Source organism: Mycolicibacterium thermoresistibile, from assembly GCF_900187065.1.
GTDB lineage: Bacteria > Actinomycetota > Actinomycetes > Mycobacteriales > Mycobacteriaceae > Mycobacterium > Mycobacterium thermoresistibile.
This window is the reverse complement of the sequence record NZ_LT906483.1, coordinates 1,252,791-1,270,639: the sequence shown is the minus strand read 5'-3', so window position 1 is coordinate 1,270,639 and position 17,849 is coordinate 1,252,791. Positions and strand designations below refer to the sequence as shown.

The 17,849-nt window shown below is 69.9% G+C and carries 19 protein-coding genes; 11 read left to right on the top strand and 8 right to left on the bottom strand.

Translation table 11 applies throughout. The features are described from left to right. The first annotated feature begins 82 nt into the window (after positions 1-82). The 3 genes from cofD to CKW28_RS05870 are packed head-to-tail and all read left to right on the top strand — an operon-like array spanning position 83 to position 3,075. Entirely contained in the window at positions 83-1,093 is a 1,011-nt protein-coding gene (gene cofD, locus CKW28_RS05880) for a 2-phospho-L-lactate transferase (protein ID WP_040548708.1), read from the top strand. Beyond that, complete coding sequence (locus CKW28_RS05875; protein ID WP_003927996.1) at positions 1,090-2,463, top strand: coenzyme F420-0:L-glutamate ligase; 1,374 nt, start codon at positions 1,090-1,092, stop codon at positions 2,461-2,463. The genes cofD and CKW28_RS05875 overlap by 4 nt, the downstream gene beginning before the upstream one ends. A gap of 60 nt (positions 2,464-2,523) precedes the next feature. Then, positions 2,524-3,075 carry an NUDIX domain-containing protein gene (locus tag CKW28_RS05870; RefSeq protein ID WP_040548631.1) on the top strand — a complete coding sequence of 184 codons (552 nt, stop codon included), beginning with the start codon at positions 2,524-2,526 and terminating at the stop codon, positions 3,073-3,075. Between the two features lie 25 nt (positions 3,076-3,100). On the opposite strand, the gene manB is transcribed toward CKW28_RS05870, so the two are convergent. Genes manB through rfbD form a run of 3 tightly spaced genes read right to left on the bottom strand, consistent with a single transcriptional unit; the run spans position 3,101 to position 6,027 of the window. Next, entirely contained in the window at positions 3,101-4,180 is a 1,080-nt protein-coding gene (gene manB / locus CKW28_RS05865; protein WP_003927998.1) for a mannose-1-phosphate guanylyltransferase ManB, read from the bottom strand. Next, positions 4,174-5,088, bottom strand: a complete 915-nt coding sequence (locus CKW28_RS05860) for a glycosyltransferase family 2 protein (RefSeq protein ID WP_435405807.1) — start codon at positions 5,086-5,088, stop codon at positions 4,174-4,176. Before CKW28_RS05860 ends, manB begins: the two co-directional genes overlap by 7 nt. Before the next feature lie 42 nt (positions 5,089-5,130). Continuing rightward, positions 5,131-6,027, bottom strand: a complete 897-nt coding sequence (rfbD, locus tag CKW28_RS05855) for a dTDP-4-dehydrorhamnose reductase (protein ID WP_003928000.1) — start codon at positions 6,025-6,027, stop codon at positions 5,131-5,133. 67 nt (positions 6,028-6,094) lie between these two features. On the opposite strand from rfbD, the gene CKW28_RS05850 reads away from it, so the two are divergent. Next, positions 6,095-7,570, top strand: a complete 1,476-nt coding sequence (locus CKW28_RS05850; protein ID WP_003928001.1) for an LCP family protein — start codon at positions 6,095-6,097, stop codon at positions 7,568-7,570. Next, the gene (locus CKW28_RS05845) at positions 7,548-8,291 is read left to right on the top strand and encodes a TIGR03089 family protein (protein ID WP_050812112.1); all 744 of its coding nucleotides are present in this window, start codon (positions 7,548-7,550) and stop codon (positions 8,289-8,291) included. The genes CKW28_RS05850 and CKW28_RS05845 overlap by 23 nt, the downstream gene beginning before the upstream one ends. Positions 8,292-8,574: 283 nt before the next feature. Here the strand turns inward: CKW28_RS05845 and CKW28_RS05840 are convergent, their stop codons facing one another. From CKW28_RS05840 to CKW28_RS05830, 3 genes are read right to left on the bottom strand one after another with little or no spacing between them, the layout of a single operon-like run. Beyond that, on the bottom strand, positions 8,575-9,744 hold the full coding sequence (locus tag CKW28_RS05840) for an acyl-CoA dehydrogenase (protein ID WP_003928003.1): 1,170 nt from the start codon (positions 9,742-9,744) through the stop codon (positions 8,575-8,577). 29 nt (positions 9,745-9,773) lie between these two features. Next, positions 9,774-10,328, bottom strand: a complete 555-nt coding sequence (gene purE / locus CKW28_RS05835) for a 5-(carboxyamino)imidazole ribonucleotide mutase (RefSeq protein WP_003928004.1) — start codon at positions 10,326-10,328, stop codon at positions 9,774-9,776. Next, positions 10,312-11,472, bottom strand: a complete 1,161-nt coding sequence (locus tag CKW28_RS05830) for a 5-(carboxyamino)imidazole ribonucleotide synthase (RefSeq protein WP_040548715.1) — start codon at positions 11,470-11,472, stop codon at positions 10,312-10,314. Before CKW28_RS05830 ends, purE begins: the two co-directional genes overlap by 17 nt. Before the next feature lie 151 nt (positions 11,473-11,623). Here CKW28_RS05830 and CKW28_RS05825 point away from each other — a divergent pair, with 151 nt between their 5' ends. Further along, complete coding sequence (locus CKW28_RS05825) at positions 11,624-12,304, top strand: GtrA family protein (protein WP_003928006.1); 681 nt, start codon at positions 11,624-11,626, stop codon at positions 12,302-12,304. Here CKW28_RS05825 and CKW28_RS05820 read toward each other — a convergent pair. Further along, entirely contained in the window at positions 12,259-12,777 is a 519-nt protein-coding gene (locus CKW28_RS05820) for a PH domain-containing protein (protein WP_003928007.1), read from the bottom strand. The genes CKW28_RS05825 and CKW28_RS05820 overlap by 46 nt on opposite strands. Positions 12,778-12,798: 21 nt before the next feature. Continuing rightward, positions 12,799-13,599: a biotin--[acetyl-CoA-carboxylase] ligase gene (locus CKW28_RS05815; protein WP_110844502.1), complete on the bottom strand. Its 801-nt coding sequence runs from the start codon at positions 13,597-13,599 to the stop codon at positions 12,799-12,801. Between the two features lie 127 nt (positions 13,600-13,726). On the opposite strand from CKW28_RS05815, the gene CKW28_RS05810 reads away from it, so the two are divergent. The 5 genes from CKW28_RS05810 (at position 13,727) to CKW28_RS05790 (ending at position 17,733) form a co-directional block, all read left to right on the top strand. After that, the gene (locus CKW28_RS05810; protein WP_040548634.1) at positions 13,727-15,373 is read left to right on the top strand and encodes an acyl-CoA carboxylase subunit beta; all 1,647 of its coding nucleotides are present in this window, start codon (positions 13,727-13,729) and stop codon (positions 15,371-15,373) included. After that, positions 15,370-15,651 (top strand): acyl-CoA carboxylase subunit epsilon, encoded by a 282-nt coding sequence (locus CKW28_RS05805; RefSeq protein ID WP_003928010.1) that lies wholly within the window; start codon positions 15,370-15,372, stop codon positions 15,649-15,651. The genes CKW28_RS05810 and CKW28_RS05805 overlap by 4 nt, the downstream gene beginning before the upstream one ends. Before the next feature lie 34 nt (positions 15,652-15,685). Beyond that, positions 15,686-16,321, top strand: a complete 636-nt coding sequence (locus CKW28_RS05800; protein WP_003928011.1) for a Maf family protein — start codon at positions 15,686-15,688, stop codon at positions 16,319-16,321. A 90-nt stretch (positions 16,322-16,411) separates the two neighbouring features. Beyond that, on the top strand, positions 16,412-17,308 hold the full coding sequence (locus tag CKW28_RS05795) for a sulfurtransferase (protein ID WP_003928012.1): 897 nt from the start codon (positions 16,412-16,414) through the stop codon (positions 17,306-17,308). Continuing rightward, the gene (locus CKW28_RS05790; protein ID WP_003928013.1) at positions 17,305-17,733 is read left to right on the top strand and encodes a SufE family protein; all 429 of its coding nucleotides are present in this window, start codon (positions 17,305-17,307) and stop codon (positions 17,731-17,733) included. The genes CKW28_RS05795 and CKW28_RS05790 overlap by 4 nt, the downstream gene beginning before the upstream one ends. Positions 17,734-17,849: the final 116 nt, after the last annotated feature.

Here is a 17,849-nt window from a genome sequence, read left to right as displayed (position 1 = left end):
GTCCAAATGTGACCGAGTCGCCGACGCCCGATCTTGACCGCGGCGGACCCCCGTCGGCGGACACCGCCTAATGTCGATCGATGTGAAGGTCACGGTTCTGGTCGGCGGGGTCGGCGGGGCACGCTTTCTGCTGGGCGTGCAGCACCTGCTCGGCCTGGGGCAGTTCAGCGCACGTGACGCCGAGGTTGACGGCGAGCTGACCGCGGTCGTCAACATCGGTGACGACGCCTGGATGTTCGGGCTGCGGATCTGCCCGGACCTCGACACCTGCATGTACACCCTGGGCGGCGGAATCGACCCCGAACGCGGGTGGGGACACCGCAACGAAACGTGGCACGCCAAGGAGGAACTCGCCGCCTACGGGGTGCAGCCGGACTGGTTCGGGCTGGGCGACCGCGATCTGGCCACCCACCTGGTGCGGACCCAGATGCTGCGGGCCGGCTATCCGCTCTCCCAGGTCACCGAGGCGCTGTGTCACCGGTGGTCGCCGGGGGCGCGGTTGCTGCCGGCGAGCGACGACCGGGTCGAGACGCACGTGGTGGTCACCGACCCGGGCCCGGGCGAACACGCCGGGCAGCAGCGCGCCATCCACTTCCAGGAGTGGTGGGTGCGCCACCGCGCGAAGGTGCCGACCCACAGCTTCGCGTTCGTGGGCGCCGAACAGGCCAAGGCGGGCCCCGGAGTCGTCGAGGCCATCACCGAGGCCGACGTCGTGCTGATCGCGCCGTCGAACCCGGTGGTCAGCATCGGGGCCATCCTGGCCGTCCCCGGCATCCGCGGCGCGCTACGCACCACCCCGGCACCGGTGATCGGGTACTCCCCCATCATCGCCGGAAAACCGCTGCGCGGCATGGCCGATGAATGCCTGTCGGTGATCGGCGTGCCGTCCACCTCCGAGGGAGTCGGCCGGCACTACGGCAGCCGCAAGCACACCGGGATCCTGGACGGCTGGCTGGTCCACGAAGGCGACCACGCCGACATCGACGGGGTGGACGTCCGCGCCGTCCCCCTGCTGATGACCGAGCCGGCCGCCACCGCGGAGATGGTGCGCGCCGGCCTGCAACTGGCCGGTCTGGCCGGGGAGCGCCGGTGAGCACCGCCGGCGGCGCGGGGCAAACGGGTTCCGGTGACCACGGCACCGCGGCCGCCATCGAACTGTTCCCGGTCACCGGTCTGCCGCAGTTTTGTCCCGGTGACGATCTGACCGCCGCGGTCGCGGCCGCCGCGCCGTGGCTGCGCGACAACGACGTCGTCGTGGTCACCAGCAAGGTGGTGTCCAAGTGCGAGGGCCGCATCATCGCCGCCCCCGCCGATCCGGAGCAGCGGGACGCATTGCGCCGCAAGCTCATCGATGAAGAGGCCGTGCGGGTGCTGGCCCGCAAGGGCCGCACCCTGATCACCGAGAACGCATTGGGTCTGGTCCAGGCCGCCGCCGGGGTCGACGGGTCGAACGTGGCGGCCACCGAGTTGGCGTTGCTGCCCGTCGATCCCGACGCCAGCGCCGCCGCGCTGCGGGCGGGGTTGCGGCAACGGCTCGGGGTGGACGTCGGGGTGATCATCACCGACACCATGGGGCGGGCCTGGCGCACCGGGCAGACCGACTTCGCGATCGGCGCCGCCGGACTCACGGTGCTGCACGGCTACGCCGGTTCACACGACCGGCACGGCAACGAGTTGTTCGTCACCGAGGTGGCGGTCGCCGATGAGATCGCCGCCGCCGCAGACCTGGTGAAGGGCAAGCTGACCGACGTCCCGGTGGCCGTCGTGCGGGGTCTGACCCTGCGCGACGATGGGTCCACCGCCCGCACGCTGGTGCGGCCGGGCCAGGACGATCTGTTCTGGCTAGGCACCGAGGAGGCCATCCGGTTGGGCCGCAGCCAGGCTCAGCTGCTGCGCCGTTCGGTGCGGCGGTTCGACTCCGAGCCCGTGCCCGCGGACCTCATCGAGGCCGCGGTCGCCGAGGCGCTCACCGCGCCGGCGCCGCACCACACCCGCCCGGTGCGGTTCGTGTGGCTGCAGAATTGGACCGCCCGCACCCGGTTGCTGGACCGGATGAAGGATCGATGGCGCGCCGACCTCGCCGGTGACGGCGCCTCACCCGAGGCCGTGGAGCGGCGCGTCGGGAGAGGTCAAATCCTCTACGACGCACCAGAACTCATCGTTCCCTTCCTGGTCGCCGACGGTGCGCACCACTACCCCGACGCCCGCCGCGCCGCGGCCGAGCACACCATGTTCACCGTTGCGGGCGGCGCCGCGGTGCAGGCCCTGTTGGTGGCGCTGGCCGTTCGCGAAATCGGCAGCTGCTGGGTCGGATCGACCATCTTCGCCCCAGAGGTGGTGCGCACCGAGCTCGGGCTGCCCGACGACTGGGAACCGTTGGGTGCGGTGGCGATCGGCTATCCCGCCGAACCGGCCGGCCCGCGCGACCCGGCGCCGACCGAGGGGCTGCTGGTTTTCCGATGAGCGCTTGCGCGAAGAGCCGAAGAACCCGATGAGCGCTTGCGCGAAGAGCCGAAGAACCCGATGAGCGATCCGCTGCACGCCTCGGCGGTGCGGCTGCTGACCGAGTGGCGGGCGCCCGATCCGGCGCAGGACAGTCTGCGGCACGCGGTGCTGTCGTTCCTGGCCGCCCGCCCGGACGGCTGCCGGCGGGAGTGCGCGCCCGGCCACATCACCGCCTCGGCACTGGTGGTCGACCACACCGGCACCCAGGCGTTGCTGACCCTGCATCCGCGCATCGGCCGCTGGGTGCAACTCGGCGGCCACTGTGAACCCGGTGACGCCGACATCCGGGCGGCGGCGCTGCGTGAGGCCGCCGAGGAGTCCGGTATCACCGGCCTGCGCGTCGATGACGAACTCGCGGCGGTGCACGTGCATCCGGTCACCTGTTCGCTGGGCGTGCCGACCCGCCACCTCGATCTGCAGTTCGTCGTGCACGCCCCGCCCGCCGCCGAGATCGCCTGCAGCGACGAGTCACTGGACCTGCGGTGGTGGCCGTTGGACGGCCTGCCCGCCGGCGCCGACTTCGGGTTGACCCAGCTGGTCGGGCGATTTCGGCGTGTTCACGATCGCTGAGCGACCGTGCGCACGCCGAAATCGCTCAGACGTCGGTGGAGAATCTGATGCCCCCGTCGGGGATGGCCACCCCGGGCCACACCCGCGCACCCCGCAACAACTCGCAGCGCGCGCCGATGTCGGCGCCGTCGCCGATGACACCGTCGCGGATCAGCGCCCGCGGCCCGATCCGCGCGCCGAACCCGATGATCGACCGTTCGATCACCGAACCGGCCTCCACCCGCACCCCGTCGAAGATCACCGCACCGTCCAGCCGTGCGCCCGGCCCGATCTCGGCGCCGCGACCGACGACCGTGCCGCCGATCAACAGCGCCCCCGGTGCGACCGCGGCGCCGTCGTGCACCAGCGACTCACCGCGCTGACCGCGCAACGCCGGTGACGGCGCGATACCGCGGACCAGGTCGGCCGATCCGCGCACGAAGTCCTCCGGGGTGCCCATGTCGCGCCAGTAGCTCGCATCGACATGGCCGCAGATGCGCAACCCCTCGGAGAGCAACTGCGGGAACACCTCCCGCTCGACCGACACCGCACGGCCCCGCGGGATCCGGTCGATGACGTGGCGCTGGAAGACGTAACAGCCGGCGTTGATCTGATCCGTGGGCGGATCCTGGGTCTTCTCCAGGAACGCGGTCACCACACCGTGCGCGTCGGTGGGCACACAGCCGAACGCCCGCGGATCACCGACCCGCACCAGATGCAGCGTCAGGTCGGCGCCGCTGCGTTCATGGGTGTCCAACAGGCCCTGCAGATCCGCGCCCGACAGCACATCGCCGTTGAACACCATCACGGTGTCGAACCGCAGTTTGTCGGCGACGTTGGCGATGGCGCCGCCGGTGCCCAGCGGCTCGGTCTCGGTGACGTATTCGATGTTCAGCCCGAACTTGGACCCGTCGCCGAACTCGGCTTCGAACACGTGCGCCTTGTACGAGGTGCCCAGCACCACGTGCTCGATACCGGCCTCGGCGATCCGCGACAACAGGTGGGTGAGGAACGGCAGCCCCGCCGTGGGCAGCATCGGTTTGGGCGCCGACAGCGTCAACGGGCGCAGCCGGGTGCCCTGACCGCCCACCAGAACGACCGCATCCACCTGTGCCGGATTCACCATGTTGTCCCCATGTCAGTGTTTCTCGCCGGGTTTCTCGCCGGACGTTCTTCGCCGGGGCGAACTCGTGCCTGTTTGCGACGGGAATTGCCGACCGCCAGGTTGGCCCGCACGGCGAGGGCGCCCCTGATCGTCCACCGCAGCGGCGACTGCCACCATCTCGGATACCGATCGGCCAGGAAAGTGTAGGTGCTGCGGTGATGGGCCACCAAGTTGCGGGCCGGATCTCGCCCGGCGGCGTGGCCCTTGTAGTGCAGGATCTCCGACGACGGCACGTAGATGTTCTGCCAGCCGGCCTTGGCGAGCCGGTCACCGAGGTCGACGTCCTCCATGTACATGAAGTAGCGCTCGTCGAAACCGTCCACCTCGTCGAAGGCCGCCTTGCGCAGCAGCAGACACGATCCGGACAGCCATCCGACCGGACGCTCGGTGGGCTCCATCCGGTCCTGCCGGTATGCCGCCGTCCACGGGTTGCCGGGCCACAGCGGGCCGATCACCGCGTGCATGCCGCCGCGGATCAGGCTGGGCTGCTCCCGCGCGGACGGGTAGACCGAGCCGTCGGCGTCCCGGATCAGCGGTCCCAGCGCGGCGGCGCGCGGCCACCGGGCGGCGGCGGCCAGCAGATTGTCGATCGAGTTCGGCCCCCACTGCACGTCGGGGTTGGCGACGACGAAGAAGTCGGACGGATCGGTGTCGGCGAGGTGTTCGGCGACCGCCCGGTTGATCGCGGTGCCGTACCCGAGATTGGCGCCGGTGCGCATCAACCGGACGTTCGGGTACCGCTCGAGCGCTTCCTCCGGAGCGCCGTCGGTGGACCCGTTGTCGGCCATGATGACCGTCACCGGCCGTTCGGTGGCGTGCTCCAACGACGCCAGGAACCGCTCGAGGTGCGGCCCCGGTGAATACGTCACCGTCACGACGACGAGATGATCGCTCACGTCACCGCCTGATGCTCACTCACGGCGTAGAGGGTAACCGGCGGGCTCACCGGCACTCGCCAGCGCAGACGCAAGTGCTTCCCGCCACGGCCGCAGCGGTGTCAGCCCGGCCTCGGCGGACCGTCGCCCGGACAACACGGTGTAGGCCGGCCGGGGAGCCGGCCGCGGCACCTGATCGCTGGTGACGGGGCGCACCCGGTCCGGGTCCGCGCCGACGAGTTCGAACACCGCCCGCGCCTGCTCGAACCGGCTGGCCGCCCCGGCGTTGGCGGCGTGCAGCACCGGGATGTCGACGGCCCCGTCGGCCACCTGCAGCAACGCGGCCGCCAGGTCGGCGGCGTAGGTGGGTGAGCCGACCTGATCGGCCACCACATTCACCGGGTCCGGTCCGGCGGCCAGCCGACGCATCACCGCGACGAAGTCCTTGCCGTCCACGTCGCCCCGGTAGACCCAGGAGGTCCGCACCACCCGCGCGGACGGCAGCGCGGACAGCACCGCCTGTTCCCCGGCGAGCTTGGTGCGGCCGTAGACGTTCATCGGCGTGGTGTCGTCGTCGATCTCGAACGGCTCCCGCCGGTCCCCGCTGAACACGTAATCGGTGGAGATGTGCACCAGGTCCGCCCCGACCCGGGCGCATGCCCGGGCCAGGTGCCCCGGCCCGACCGCGTTGACCAGGTGCGCGCGGTCCTCGTCGGATTCGGCGCCGTCGACATCGGTGTAGGCGGCGCAGTTGATCACGACGTCACCGGGGCGGATGAGGTGCTCCGCGGCCGCGGCGTCGGTGATATCCCACTGCGCCGACGTGAACGCCGCCACATCCCGCCCCTGTGTCCGGGCCTGACCTGCCAGAACAGTTCCGACCATGCCGCCGGCCCCGGGGATGACGATGCGCTTGGCGCTGCTGTTGGTCATGGCGTCGAGTCTGGCACGCCGGTGACGGCTACCGCGTTCGCGGACGTCTCGACAGTAGCCTGGGCAAGTGCCCGCCCGACTGATTCGTGCCCTCGCGGTCGCCACCGCGGTGGTGATCGTGCTCAGCACCGGTGTGGCGTGGAGCCGGATCCGCGCCTTCGAAGCCGGGATCAGCCAGATCAGCTCGCCGCTGCTGGGTCAGGGCGGAGAGGACGGTGCGGTCGACATTCTGCTGGTGGGCATGGACAGCCGCACCGACGCGCACGGCAACCCGCTGTCCGCGGAGGAACTGGCCGCGCTGCGCGCCGGCAACGACGTCGCCACCAACACCGACACCATCGTGTTGGTGCGGATCCCCAACAACGGCAGGTCCGCGACGGCGATCTCGATCCCCCGCGACTCCTACGTGGAGGCGCCCGGCCGCGGCAAGATGAAGATCAACGGGGTGTACGGCGAGGTCAAGTTCGAGACGATGAAGCAGCTCGTCGAGGTTCAGGGGATGGATCCGGAGGTCGCCGAACCGCTTGCCGTCCAGGACGCGCGCGGCGCGCTGATCGAGACCGTCGCCGAACTCACCGGCGTCACCGTCGACCACTACGCCGAGATCGGGCTGCTGGGTTTCGCACTGATCACCGACGCGCTGGGCGGGGTCGAGGTGTGCTTGAAGAACCCGGTGTACGAACCGCTCTCCGGCGCCGACTTCCCGGCCGGCTGGCAGCGGCTGGACGGCGCCCAGGCGCTGAGTTTCGTCCGGCAGCGCCAGGATCTGCCGCGCGGTGATCTGGACCGGGTCACCCGCCAGCAGACCGTGATGGCTTCGCTTGCCCGGGAGGTCATCTCGTCGAAGACGCTGTCCAGCCCGGCGACGCTGGACCGGCTCCAGCGGGCGATCCAGCGGTCGGTGGTGCTCTCCGACGGCTGGGATGTGATGGAGTTCGTCGAGCAGCTGCAAGGTCTGGCCGCCGGCAACATCGCGTTCGCGACCATCCCGATCGTGCGGGAGGACGGCTGGAGCGACGACGGTATGCAGAGCGTGGTCCGGGTGGATCCGCAACAGGTCAGGGACTGGGTGTCGAGCCTGTTGGAGGAGCAGGACGAGGGCAAGACCGAGGAGATCGCCTACAGCCGCGACAAGACCACCGTCGAGGTGCTCAACGGCACCGATATCAACGGTCTGGCCGCTGCGGTGTCACATGTGTTAACCAGCAACGGGTTCAGCCCCGGGCCGGTCGGGAACGCCGAGGACGGTCCGGCGGACCGCACCGAGGTGCGGGTGGCGAAGCAGGACGACCGCGGCGCCCGGGAGGTCGCCGATCAGCTGGGCGATCTGCCGATCGTCGAGGATCGAACGGTCGCACCCGGATTCGTACGGGTGGTGCTCGCCGACGACTACACCGGCCCGGGTTCGGGTTTGGACGGCACCGATCCGACGGTGACGACGTTGCAGCAGAGTTCCGCGACGGTCGGCCAGACCGTCGAGGCCGCCCCACCGCCGCCGCAGATCATCACTGCCGGCGCCGATGATCCGAAGTGTGTCAACTGAACCCGTGAATATCTCGACTGCTGTTCTGGATCCGCTGCTGGCCACCGACCCGGCCGGCCCGCGCATCACCTACTACGACGACGCCACCGGTGAGCGCATCGAGTTGTCCACCGCCACCCTGGCCAACTGGGCCGCCAAGACCGGCAATCTGCTGCGCGACGAGATGGGCGTCGCCGCCGGCGGGCGGGTGGCGGTCCTGCTGCCCGCGCACTGGCAGACCGCCGCGGTGCTGTTCGGGGTGTGGTGGATCGGTGCGGAAGCGCTGTGGGGCCCGGATGTTCCCGACGGTGCGGCCGACGCCGCGCTGTGCACCGTCGACCGGCTCGACCAGGCCGATGCGGCGGTGGGTCTCGGCGAGATCGCGGTGCTGTCGCTGGACCCGTTCGGCAGGCCGGTTCCGGATCTGCCGGTCGGGGTGACCGACTATGCGACCGCGGTGCGGGTGCACGGCGACCAGATCGTCGCCGAACCGGATCCGGGGGACGCCCTGAACGGTCGCTCCGCCGCCGACGTACTGGCCGCTGCCCGGGAATCCGCTGCGGCACAAGGGCTCAACGATGCCGACCGGGTGCTGTCGACGCTCGGCTGGGACACCGCCGACGACCTGGTGGAGCGGCTGCTGGCGGTGTTCGTGGCCGGGGCGTCGCTGGTGCAGGTGGCCAATCCCGATCCCGGGCTGATGGACCGCCGCCGCGCCACCGAGAAAGTCACCCGCGGTTAGTGAGCACGCGTCTCCCCGTCATCGCGGGCCGACGGACCCGGACGACACGCCGGGTGCGTGCCGAGCGTGTATGCACGGGGTTCAGCGTGCACGCAGAGACATGAGCGTGAGCACACGGAGGTCAACGTGCGTGCACGGTGCGGATTTCGGCGTTTTCGCGCACCTGCCGCACGATGACCGCCGTCACCGCACAACGAATACGGCTACCGCACAGTGAGTACGGCCGCCGCACACTCGGCTACATACAGACACGCCCGCTCGCGGCGGGAGAGCACGCGCGGGATTACCTGAGCAGCGCCCGGGACATGACCACCCGCTGAATCTGGTTGGTGCCCTCGTAGATCTGGGTGATCTTGGCGTCGCGCATCATCCGCTCGACCGGGAAGTCCTGGGTGTAGCCGTAACCGCCGAACAACTGGACCGCGTCGGTGGTGACCTCCATGGCCACGTCGGAGGCGAAACACTTCGACGCCGCCGAGATGAACCCGAGGTCGCCCTCACCGCGTTCGGCGCGCGCGGCCGCCGAGTACACCATCAACCGGGCCGCCTCGATCTTCATCGCCATGTCGGCGAGCATGAACTGCACACCCTGGTTGTCGCTGACCGGGCGGCCGAACTGCTTGCGCTCCTTGGTGTAGGCGATCGCCGCGTCGAGCGCGCCCTGGGCGATCCCGACTGCCTGGGCGCCGATGGTGGGCCGGGTGTGGTCGAGGGTGGCCAGGGCGGTCTTGAACCCGGTTCCGGGCTCACCGATGATCCGGTCGCCCGGGATGCGACAGTTCTCGAAGTACAACTCGGTGGTCGGCGACCCCTTGATGCCGAGCTTGCGTTCCTTGGGGCCGACGGTGAAGCCCTCATCGTCCTTGTGCACCATGAACGCCGAGATCCCGTTGGCGCCCTTGTCCGGATCGGTCACCGCCATCACGGTGTACCAGGTCGACTTGCCGCCGTTGGTGATCCAGCATTTGGACCCGTTGAGAATCCAGTCGTCGCCGTCGGCGACGGCGCGGGTCCGCATCGACGCCGCGTCGCTGCCGGCCTCCCGCTCCGACAACGCGTATGACGCCATCGCCTCCCCGGAGGCCACCGCCGGCAGCACCTGCTTCTTGAGTTCCTCGGAGCCGCGCAGGATCAGCCCCATCGTGCCCAGTTTGTTGACCGCCGGGATCAGCGACGCCGAACAGTCCACCCGGGCCACCTCTTCGATCACGATGCAGGTCGCCACCGAGTCCGCACCCTGTCCGCCGTACTCCTCGGGCACGTGGATCGCGCTGAACCCCGACGAGTTCAACGCCGCCAACGCCTCCTCGGGGAACCGGGCCTTCTCGTCGACCTCGGCCGCGTACGGGGCGATCTCCTTCTCGGCGAGCGCCCGGATCGCCTCCCGCAGGGCGATGTGCTCCTCGGGCAATTGGAACAACTCGAATGACGGGTTACCGCTCCACGCTGCCATCTTGGCCTCCTCGCTACTCGTCGGTAACTTTACTCTTTCCGGTCCCCGCCGAGCAGGCGGTCACGCAGCGCTTCGTCCTTGGCCAGCACCATGCGTTCCAGGTCGGCCTGAAACTTTGTCATCCGGTCGCGCAGTGCGGAATCCGCCGCCGCGAGAATCCGGACCGCGAGCAGACCGGCGTTGCGGGCCCCGCCGATCGACACCGTGGCGACCGGGACACCGGCCGGCATCTGCACGATCGACAGCAACGAGTCCAGCCCGTCGAGGCGGGCCAGCGGCACCGGCACACCGATCACCGGCAACGGTGTCGCCGAGGCCACCATGCCGGGCAGATGTGCCGCCCCGCCGGCTCCGGCGATGATCACCTCGATACCGCGGCCCGCGGCGCCGCGGGCGTAGTCGAGCATCCGTCCCGGCGTGCGGTGCGCCGACACCACACCGACCTCGAACGGCACATCGAACTCGGCCAGCGCCTCGGCCGCCTCCGACATCACCGGCCAGTCGCTGTCGCTGCCCATGATCAGCCCGACGCGTGGCCGCATCCGTTGCTCTTCGCGCAGGCGCTCCTCAGTCGGCATGCCCATCCCATCCATCAGTCCATTGCGCGTGTGCCAACCAGTGTGCCGCCCGGCCGGCGCGCTCCCGCACCACGGCCAGATCGGACCCGACGACGTTGACGTGGCCGAGCTTGCGGCCGGGTCGCTCCTGTTTCCCGTACAGGTGCACCCGGGCGTCCGGGATCCGGCCGAACAGGTGGTGCAACCGCTCGTCCATCGACATCGCCGGGGTCTGCGGCGCACCGAGCACATTGGCCATCACCGTCACCGGCGCGATCGCCGAGGTGTCACCGAGCGGATAGTCCAGCACCGCCCGTAGATGCTGCTCGAACTGGCTGGTCACCGCGCCGTTCATGGTCCAGTGGCCGGAGTTGTGCGGACGCATGGCCAATTCGTTGACCATCAGCCCGCCCTCGGCGGTCTCGAACAGCTCGACCGCGAGCAGCCCCACCACCCCGAGTTCGCCGGCCAGCCGTAACGCGAGCTCCTGCGCGGCGGCGCCCACCTCATCGGGCAGCCCGGGCGCCGGGGCGAGCACCTCCACGCAGATGCCGTCGCGCTGCACGGTTTCCACGACCGGCCACGCCGCTCCCTGGCCGAACGGGGACCGGGCCACCAGCGCGGTGAGTTCGCGCCGCATCGCAACCCGTTCCTCGACCAGCACCGGAACGCCGTCGGCCAGGTACCGCCGGGCGGCCTCGCGGGCCTCGGGCAGGTCTGTGGTCAATATCACGCCGCGGCCGTCGTAGCCGCCCCGGATGGTCTTGAGCACCAGCGGGGCGTCCACCCGGCGGGCGAAGTCGTCGAGGTCGTCCACGTCGTCGACCGCGGCGAACCGCGGGACCGGCGCGCCGAGCGCCTCGAGGCGCCGCCGCATCACCAGTTTGTCCTGGGCATGGATCAGCGCCTGCGGTGGCGGCGCCACGTTGACGCCTTCGGCCTGCAGTTTCTCGAGGAGTTCGGTGGGGACGTGTTCGTGGTCGAAGGTCAGCACCTGCGCGCCGGCGGCGGCCCGGCGCAGTGCGTCGATGTCGGTGTGGGAGCCGAGCACCACATCGGGGGTCACCTGGGCTGCTGACTCGTCGCTGTCGACGGCCAGCACCCGCAGCGTCTGACCCAGGGCGATGGCCGCCTGATGGGTCATTCGGGCCAGCTGACCGCCTCCGACCATCGCCACGACAGGCGGTTGAGCTGGGGTGGGCGGCACATCACCTATGGTGGCATGGTCGGCGCCGCTCCCCACCTCCGGGCGAGTCATGAGCAGGCGGCAGGGTCAGGTGCGCCTCCACGCGCCACCCCGCGTTTCCGTACACTTCCTTCCTGTGTCCTTCGCTGATGCCACGATCGCGCGGCTGCCGCGTCCGATCCGCCCGTACGCCGAGCGGCATCACGAGCTGATCAAGTTCGCCATCGTCGGCGCGACGACGTTCATCATCGACTCAGCCATCTTCTACACCCTCAAACTGACGGTCCTCGAACCCAAGCCGGTGACGGCCAAGATCATCGCCGGGATCGTCGCGGTGATCGCGTCCTACATCCTCAACCGGGAATGGAGCTTCCGCGACCGCGGTGGGCGTGAACGCCACCATGAGGCGTTGCTGTTCTTCGGGGTGAGCGGCGTCGGCGTGGTGCTCAGCATGGCGCCGCTGTGGATCTCCAGTTACGTGCTGATGCTGCGCGCGCCGATGGTGTCGCTGACCGTCGAGAACGTCGCCGACTTCATCTCGGCCTACATCATCGGCAACCTGCTGCAGATGGCGTTCCGGTTCTGGGCGTTCCGGCGCTGGGTGTTCCCCGACGAGTTCGGCCGCGCCCCGGACAAGGCGCTGGAGTCGACGTTCACCGCCGGCGGGCTGGCCGAGGCCCTCGAGGACCATCTCGAAGCGCACTCGGAGCGTTCCAGCAACGTCACCCCGTTACACGGACGCGCCCGGCTGCGCAGCGGCCGACACAGCCGTCAGCTGGGTGACTCCTCGGATCCGAGGGTGTCGAAAACCTCGTGATACAGCAGGGCGTGCACCTGCTCCACGCGGGGGATGTCCTCGAACGACAACGGGTCCTGCGCCGCTGACTCGATGATCAGGGTGCCGGTGCGCAGGATCCGGTCCATCAGGTTGTGCCGGAACTCCACACTGTTGATGCGGGCCAACGGGATATCGATGCCGGCCCGGGTCAGCACCCCGTACCGGAACATCACCCTGCGGTCGGTGATGACGAAATGTGTTGTGAGCCAATTCAAGAACGGCCACAACGTGAGCCAGCCGATCACCACCAGCCAGATCGCCCCGATCACGATGTAGAGCACGTTCTTGGCGGTGCCGTCCCAGTCGGTGGTGTTGACCCAGCCGGCGGCGAACGCGGCCACGGCGCTGGCGACCAGCAGGGTCAGCACCGGAGCCACCAACGCCTTCCAGTGCGGGTGGCGGTGCAACACCACCTGCTCGTCGCTGGCCAGCACATTGTCCGGATAGCCCACGAGCAGAACTCTATCCGTCCGCTACCCGGATTCCGACCCGTCGCGGCCGGAGACGGGCCGCAGGTGGGTGATGTCGCCGGCGGAGACGACGACCGACTCGACGCCGGTGTCGATCCGCAACCGGCCGGCGTCGTCGATGCCGGTGGCCGTGCCGATCAGCGTCCGCTCATCGGGCAGGCTGGCCCGCACCCGGGTGCCCAGCGTGCGGCTGTGCCGCCGGTAGGCCCGGCCCAGCGGGGAGTCCACCCCGGTCGCGGTGCGCCATTCGGCGAGGCGTTCGGCCAGCCGGTGCAGCACCGCGGCCAGTAACCGGGTGCGGTCGGTCTCCCGGGCTCCGAGCAGCGTCAGCGACGTCGCGGTCGGTTCGGGCAGTTCCGCCTCGGTCAGGCTGACGTTGACGCCGATGCCGACCACCACCGCCGGGGCGGGTGCGGCGACCTCGGCGAGGATCCCGGCGATCTTGCGGCCGTCGACCAGGACATCGTTCGGCCACTTGAGCCCCGCGCTCACCCCGGCCACCTCGGCCAGCGCGTCGACCACCGCCACCCCGGCGGCCAGCGGCAGCCAGCCCCACCGGTCCGGGCGCACCCCGGTGGTGGGCACGCCGACCGACACCGCCAGCAGCGACCGCGGCGGGGCGATCCACTGCCGCCCGTGCCGGCCCCGCCCGGCGGTCTGGTACTCCGCGATCAGCACCGCGCCGTCGATGTCCTCGCCGGCGGCCGCGCGGGCCAGCAGGTCGGCGTTGGTGGACCCGGTCTCCTCCACCAGGTCCAGCCGCCGCCATCCCCCCGTCGGCCCCGGCCCGGTGGAGTGCACCACCTCGCGGCGCAGGGCGGCGGGATCGACCGGTTCACGCGACGTCAGCACGCCCCCAGACTACGAACGCACGGCGTTGAGGTGGCCACCGCGTGAGGGCTCCGGTCGGCTGCCGATAGCATCGACTTCCATGACGAGCGTTACCGAACCCGGTGCGGGCGCAGAAGCCTCCGCCGACCACGTGGTGGACCTTCGCACCACCGCAGGCAAGCTGGCCGATTTGCGACGGCGGAAGGCCGAAGCCCAGTTCCCCGTCGGTGAAGCCGCGGTCGAGAAGGTTCACGCCAAGGGCAAGCTGACCGCCCGGGAGCGGGTGTTGGCGCTGCTCGACGAGGGCTCCTTCGTGGAACTGGACCAGCTGGCCCGGCATCGGAGCACCAACTTCGGGTTGGCCGACAAGCGCCCGCTGGGCGACGGCGTGGTGACCGGTTACGGCACCATCGACGGCCGCGAGGTGTGCATCTTCAGCCAGGACGCGACCGTGTTCGGCGGCAGCCTGGGCGAGGTGTACGGCGAGAAGATCGTCAAGGTCCAGGAGCTGGCCATCAAGACCGGCCGCCCGCTGATCGGCATCAACGACGGCGCCGGCGCCCGCATCCAGGAGGGTGTGGTCTCGCTGAGCCTCTACAGCCGGATCTTCCACAACAACATCCGGGCCTCCGGCGTGATCCCGCAGATCTCGCTGATCATGGGCGCGGCGGCCGGCGGGCACGTCTACTCCCCCGCGCTGACCGACTTCGTGATCATGGTCGACCAGACCAGCCAGATGTTCATCACCGGACCGGACGTCATCAAGACCGTCACCGGTGAGGACGTCACCATGGAGGAACTCGGCGGCGCCCACACCCACATGGCCAAGTCGGGTACCGCCCACTACGTCGCCTCCGGTGAGCAGGACGCGTTCGACTACGTCCGCGACCTGCTGAGCTACCTGCCGCCGAACAACTACGCCGATCCGCCGCGGTACCCGGCGCCGGTGCAGCACGGTGCGATCGAGGACAACCTCACCGACACCGACCTCGAGCTGGACACGCTGATCCCGGACTCGCCGAACCAGCCGTACGACATGCACGAGGTCATCACCCGGATCCTCGACGACGACGAGTTCCTCGAGGTGCAGGCCGGGTACGCGCAGAACATCATCGTCGGCTTCGGCCGGGTGGACGGCCGCCCGGTGGGCATCGTGGCGAATCAGCCCACCCAGTTCGCCGGATGCCTGGACATCAACGCCTCGGAGAAGGCGGCCCGCTTCGTCCGGACCTGCGACTGCTTCAACATCCCGATCGTGATGCTGGTCGACGTGCCGGGCTTCCTGCCGGGCACCGATCAGGAGTACAACGGCATCATCCGGCGCGGCGCCAAGCTGCTCTACGCCTACGGCGAGGCCACCGTGGCCAAGATCACGGTGATCACCCGCAAGGCGTACGGCGGCGCGTACTGCGTGATGGGTTCGAAGGACATGGGCGCCGACGTGTGCGTGGCGTGGCCGACGGCCCAGATCGCGGTGATGGGCGCCTCCGGCGCGGTCGGGTTCGTGTACCGCCCGCAGCTGGCCGAGGCCGCCAAGAAGGGCGAGGACGTCGACGCGCTGCGCCTGCGGTTGCAGCAGGAGTACGAGGACACGCTGGTCAACCCGTACATCGCCGCCGAGCGGGGGTATGTCGACGCGGTCATCCCGCCGTCGCACACCCGCGGATACATCGCCACGTCGCTGCGCCTGCTGGAACGCAAGATCGCCCAGGTGCCGCCGAAGAAGCACGGGAACATCCCCCTATGAGCCAGGACACCGACATCACCGAGGTCAGCGATCCCCGTCAGCTGACCATCGACAACCCTCCGGACACCTCCACGCCGGAGATCCAGGTGCTGAAGGGGCAGCCGACCGACGACGAGTTGGCGGCGCTGGTGGCGGTGATCAGCGCCGCCGCCGGCCACACCCCGGATCCCGGGCCGCAGGAACTCAACATGTGGGGGCACCCGGTGGACAAACTGCGCTACCACATCGCCAGCTGGCAGCGGGTCACGCTGCTGGAGCGGACCCACATGCGGCGGTGAGTGGCCGGGGCTTGATCGACCCGACGTTCGGCTCATGACCCGGGTGGTCCTGGGTTCGGCGTCGGCGGGCCGGCTCAGCGTGCTCCGTCAGGCCGGTATCGATCCGCTGGTCGCGGTGTCGGGGATCGACGAGGACGCGGTGATCGCCGCACTCGGTCCCGGTGCCGGCCCCGACGACGTGGTCCTCGCCCTGGCCACCGCCAAGGCCACCGAGGTGGCCCGGGAGTTGCCGGCGGAGGTCCGCGCGGACTGTGTGGTGATCGGCTGCGATTCGATGCTGGCCGTCGACGGCCGGTTGTGCGGGAAGCCGGGGTCCGCGCCGGAGGCGCTCACCCGGTGGCGGGCGATGCGCGGCACCGCCGGCCGATTGCACACCGGTCATGCGGTGATCCGGCTGCAGGACGGTGAGGCCACCCGCCGGGCATCGGCCTCGCGGTGCACCACCGTGCACTTCGGCTCGCCGTCGGACGACGATCTGGCGGCCTACGTGGCCAGCGGTGAACCGCTGCACGTCGCGGGCGGGTTCACCCTCGACGGCCGCGGCGGTTGGTTCATCGACCGCATCGACGGGGACCCCTCCAACGTCATCGGGCTGAGTCTGCCGCTGACCCGCGAGCTGCTCGCCGAGGTGGGCTTGTCGGTGACCGAGTTGTGGGAGCCCGCCGGATAGGCCCGCCGCGCGGCGGTGCGACACCGCTTCGCCGGTGCGCGGCGCGAACGACCGTGCACGGAATCGGCCCTCCACTGTAGGCTCGCCGATGTGCCGTTGCCCCCAGATCCCAGCCCTGAACTGAAGCAATACGCCCACCCCGAGCGTCTGGTCACCGCCGACTGGCTGGCCAGCAACCTCGGTCGCCCGGGCCTGGTCATCGTCGAGTCCGATGAGGATGTGCTGCTCTACGACACCGGCCACATCCCCGGTGCCGTCAAGATCGACTGGCACACCGACCTCAACGACCCGGCGGTGCGCGACTACATCAACGGCGAGCAGTTCGCCGCGCTGATGGACCGGAAAGGCGTCACCCGGGACGACACCGTGGTGATCTACGGCGACAAGAGCAACTGGTGGGCCGCCTACGCGATGTGGGTGTTCCACCTGTTCGGCCACCCCGATGTGCGTCTGCTCGACGGTGGACGCGATCTGTGGGTGTCCACCGGACGTGACACCACCCTCGAGGTGCCCACCCGGCAGACCTCCGGCTACCCGGTCGTGGAGCGCAACGACGCGCCCATCCGCGCCTTCAAGGACGACGTTCTGCGGGTGCTCGGCAAGGAACCGCTGATCGACGTGCGCTCACCGCAGGAGTACACCGGCGAACGCACCCACATGCCCGACTATCCGGAGGAGGGCGCGCTGCGCGGCGGGCACATCCCGACCGCCGTGTCGGTCCCGTGGTCGAAAGCGGCCTACGACGACGGGCGGTTCCGCGCCCGCGCCGAACTCGAGGAGATCTACGGCTTCGTCAAGCCGGACGACAAGCCCATCGTCTACTGCCGAATCGGCGAGCGCTCCAGCCACACCTGGTTCGTGTTGACCTACCTGCTCGGCCATCCGAACGTCCGTAACTACGACGGGTCGTGGACCGAATGGGGCAACGCGGTGCGGGTGCCGATCGTCGTCGGTCCGGAACCCGGCGAGGCTCCCGGGACATCGTGAGCACGTCGACCGCGCTTCCGCGCCCGTTGGCCGAGGTGGTGGCGGACTTCCAGGATGTGCAGGGGCAGGACAAGCTGCAACTGCTGTTGGAGTTGGCCGACGAGCTGCCGCCGCTGCCGCCGGAGTTGGAACAGGCGGCCATGGAACCGGTGCCGGAATGTCAGTCACCGCTGTTCCTGCACGTCGATGCCACCGACCGGGACCGGGTGCGGTTGTACTTCAGTGCTCCCGCCCAAGCCCCGACCACCCGGGGGTTCGCCGCGATCCTGGCCGTCGGGCTCGATGAGCAGCCCGCCGAGGTCATCCTGGCGGTCCCCGACGACTTCTACTCCGCGCTGGGATTGGCCGAGCTGATCAGTCCGCTGCGGTTGCGCGGGATGTCGGCGATGCTGGCCCGGATCAAACGACGGCTGCGCGGCGAGTGAGCCGGTGCGGCCGCCGCGCTCCAGGGCAGACAGTCGATCCTACCCGCGGGTAAGGGAACCGGATGCATGGTTGCCCGAAGCCGACCCTTAAACTGCCGGGGAAAACTTCTTAAAGA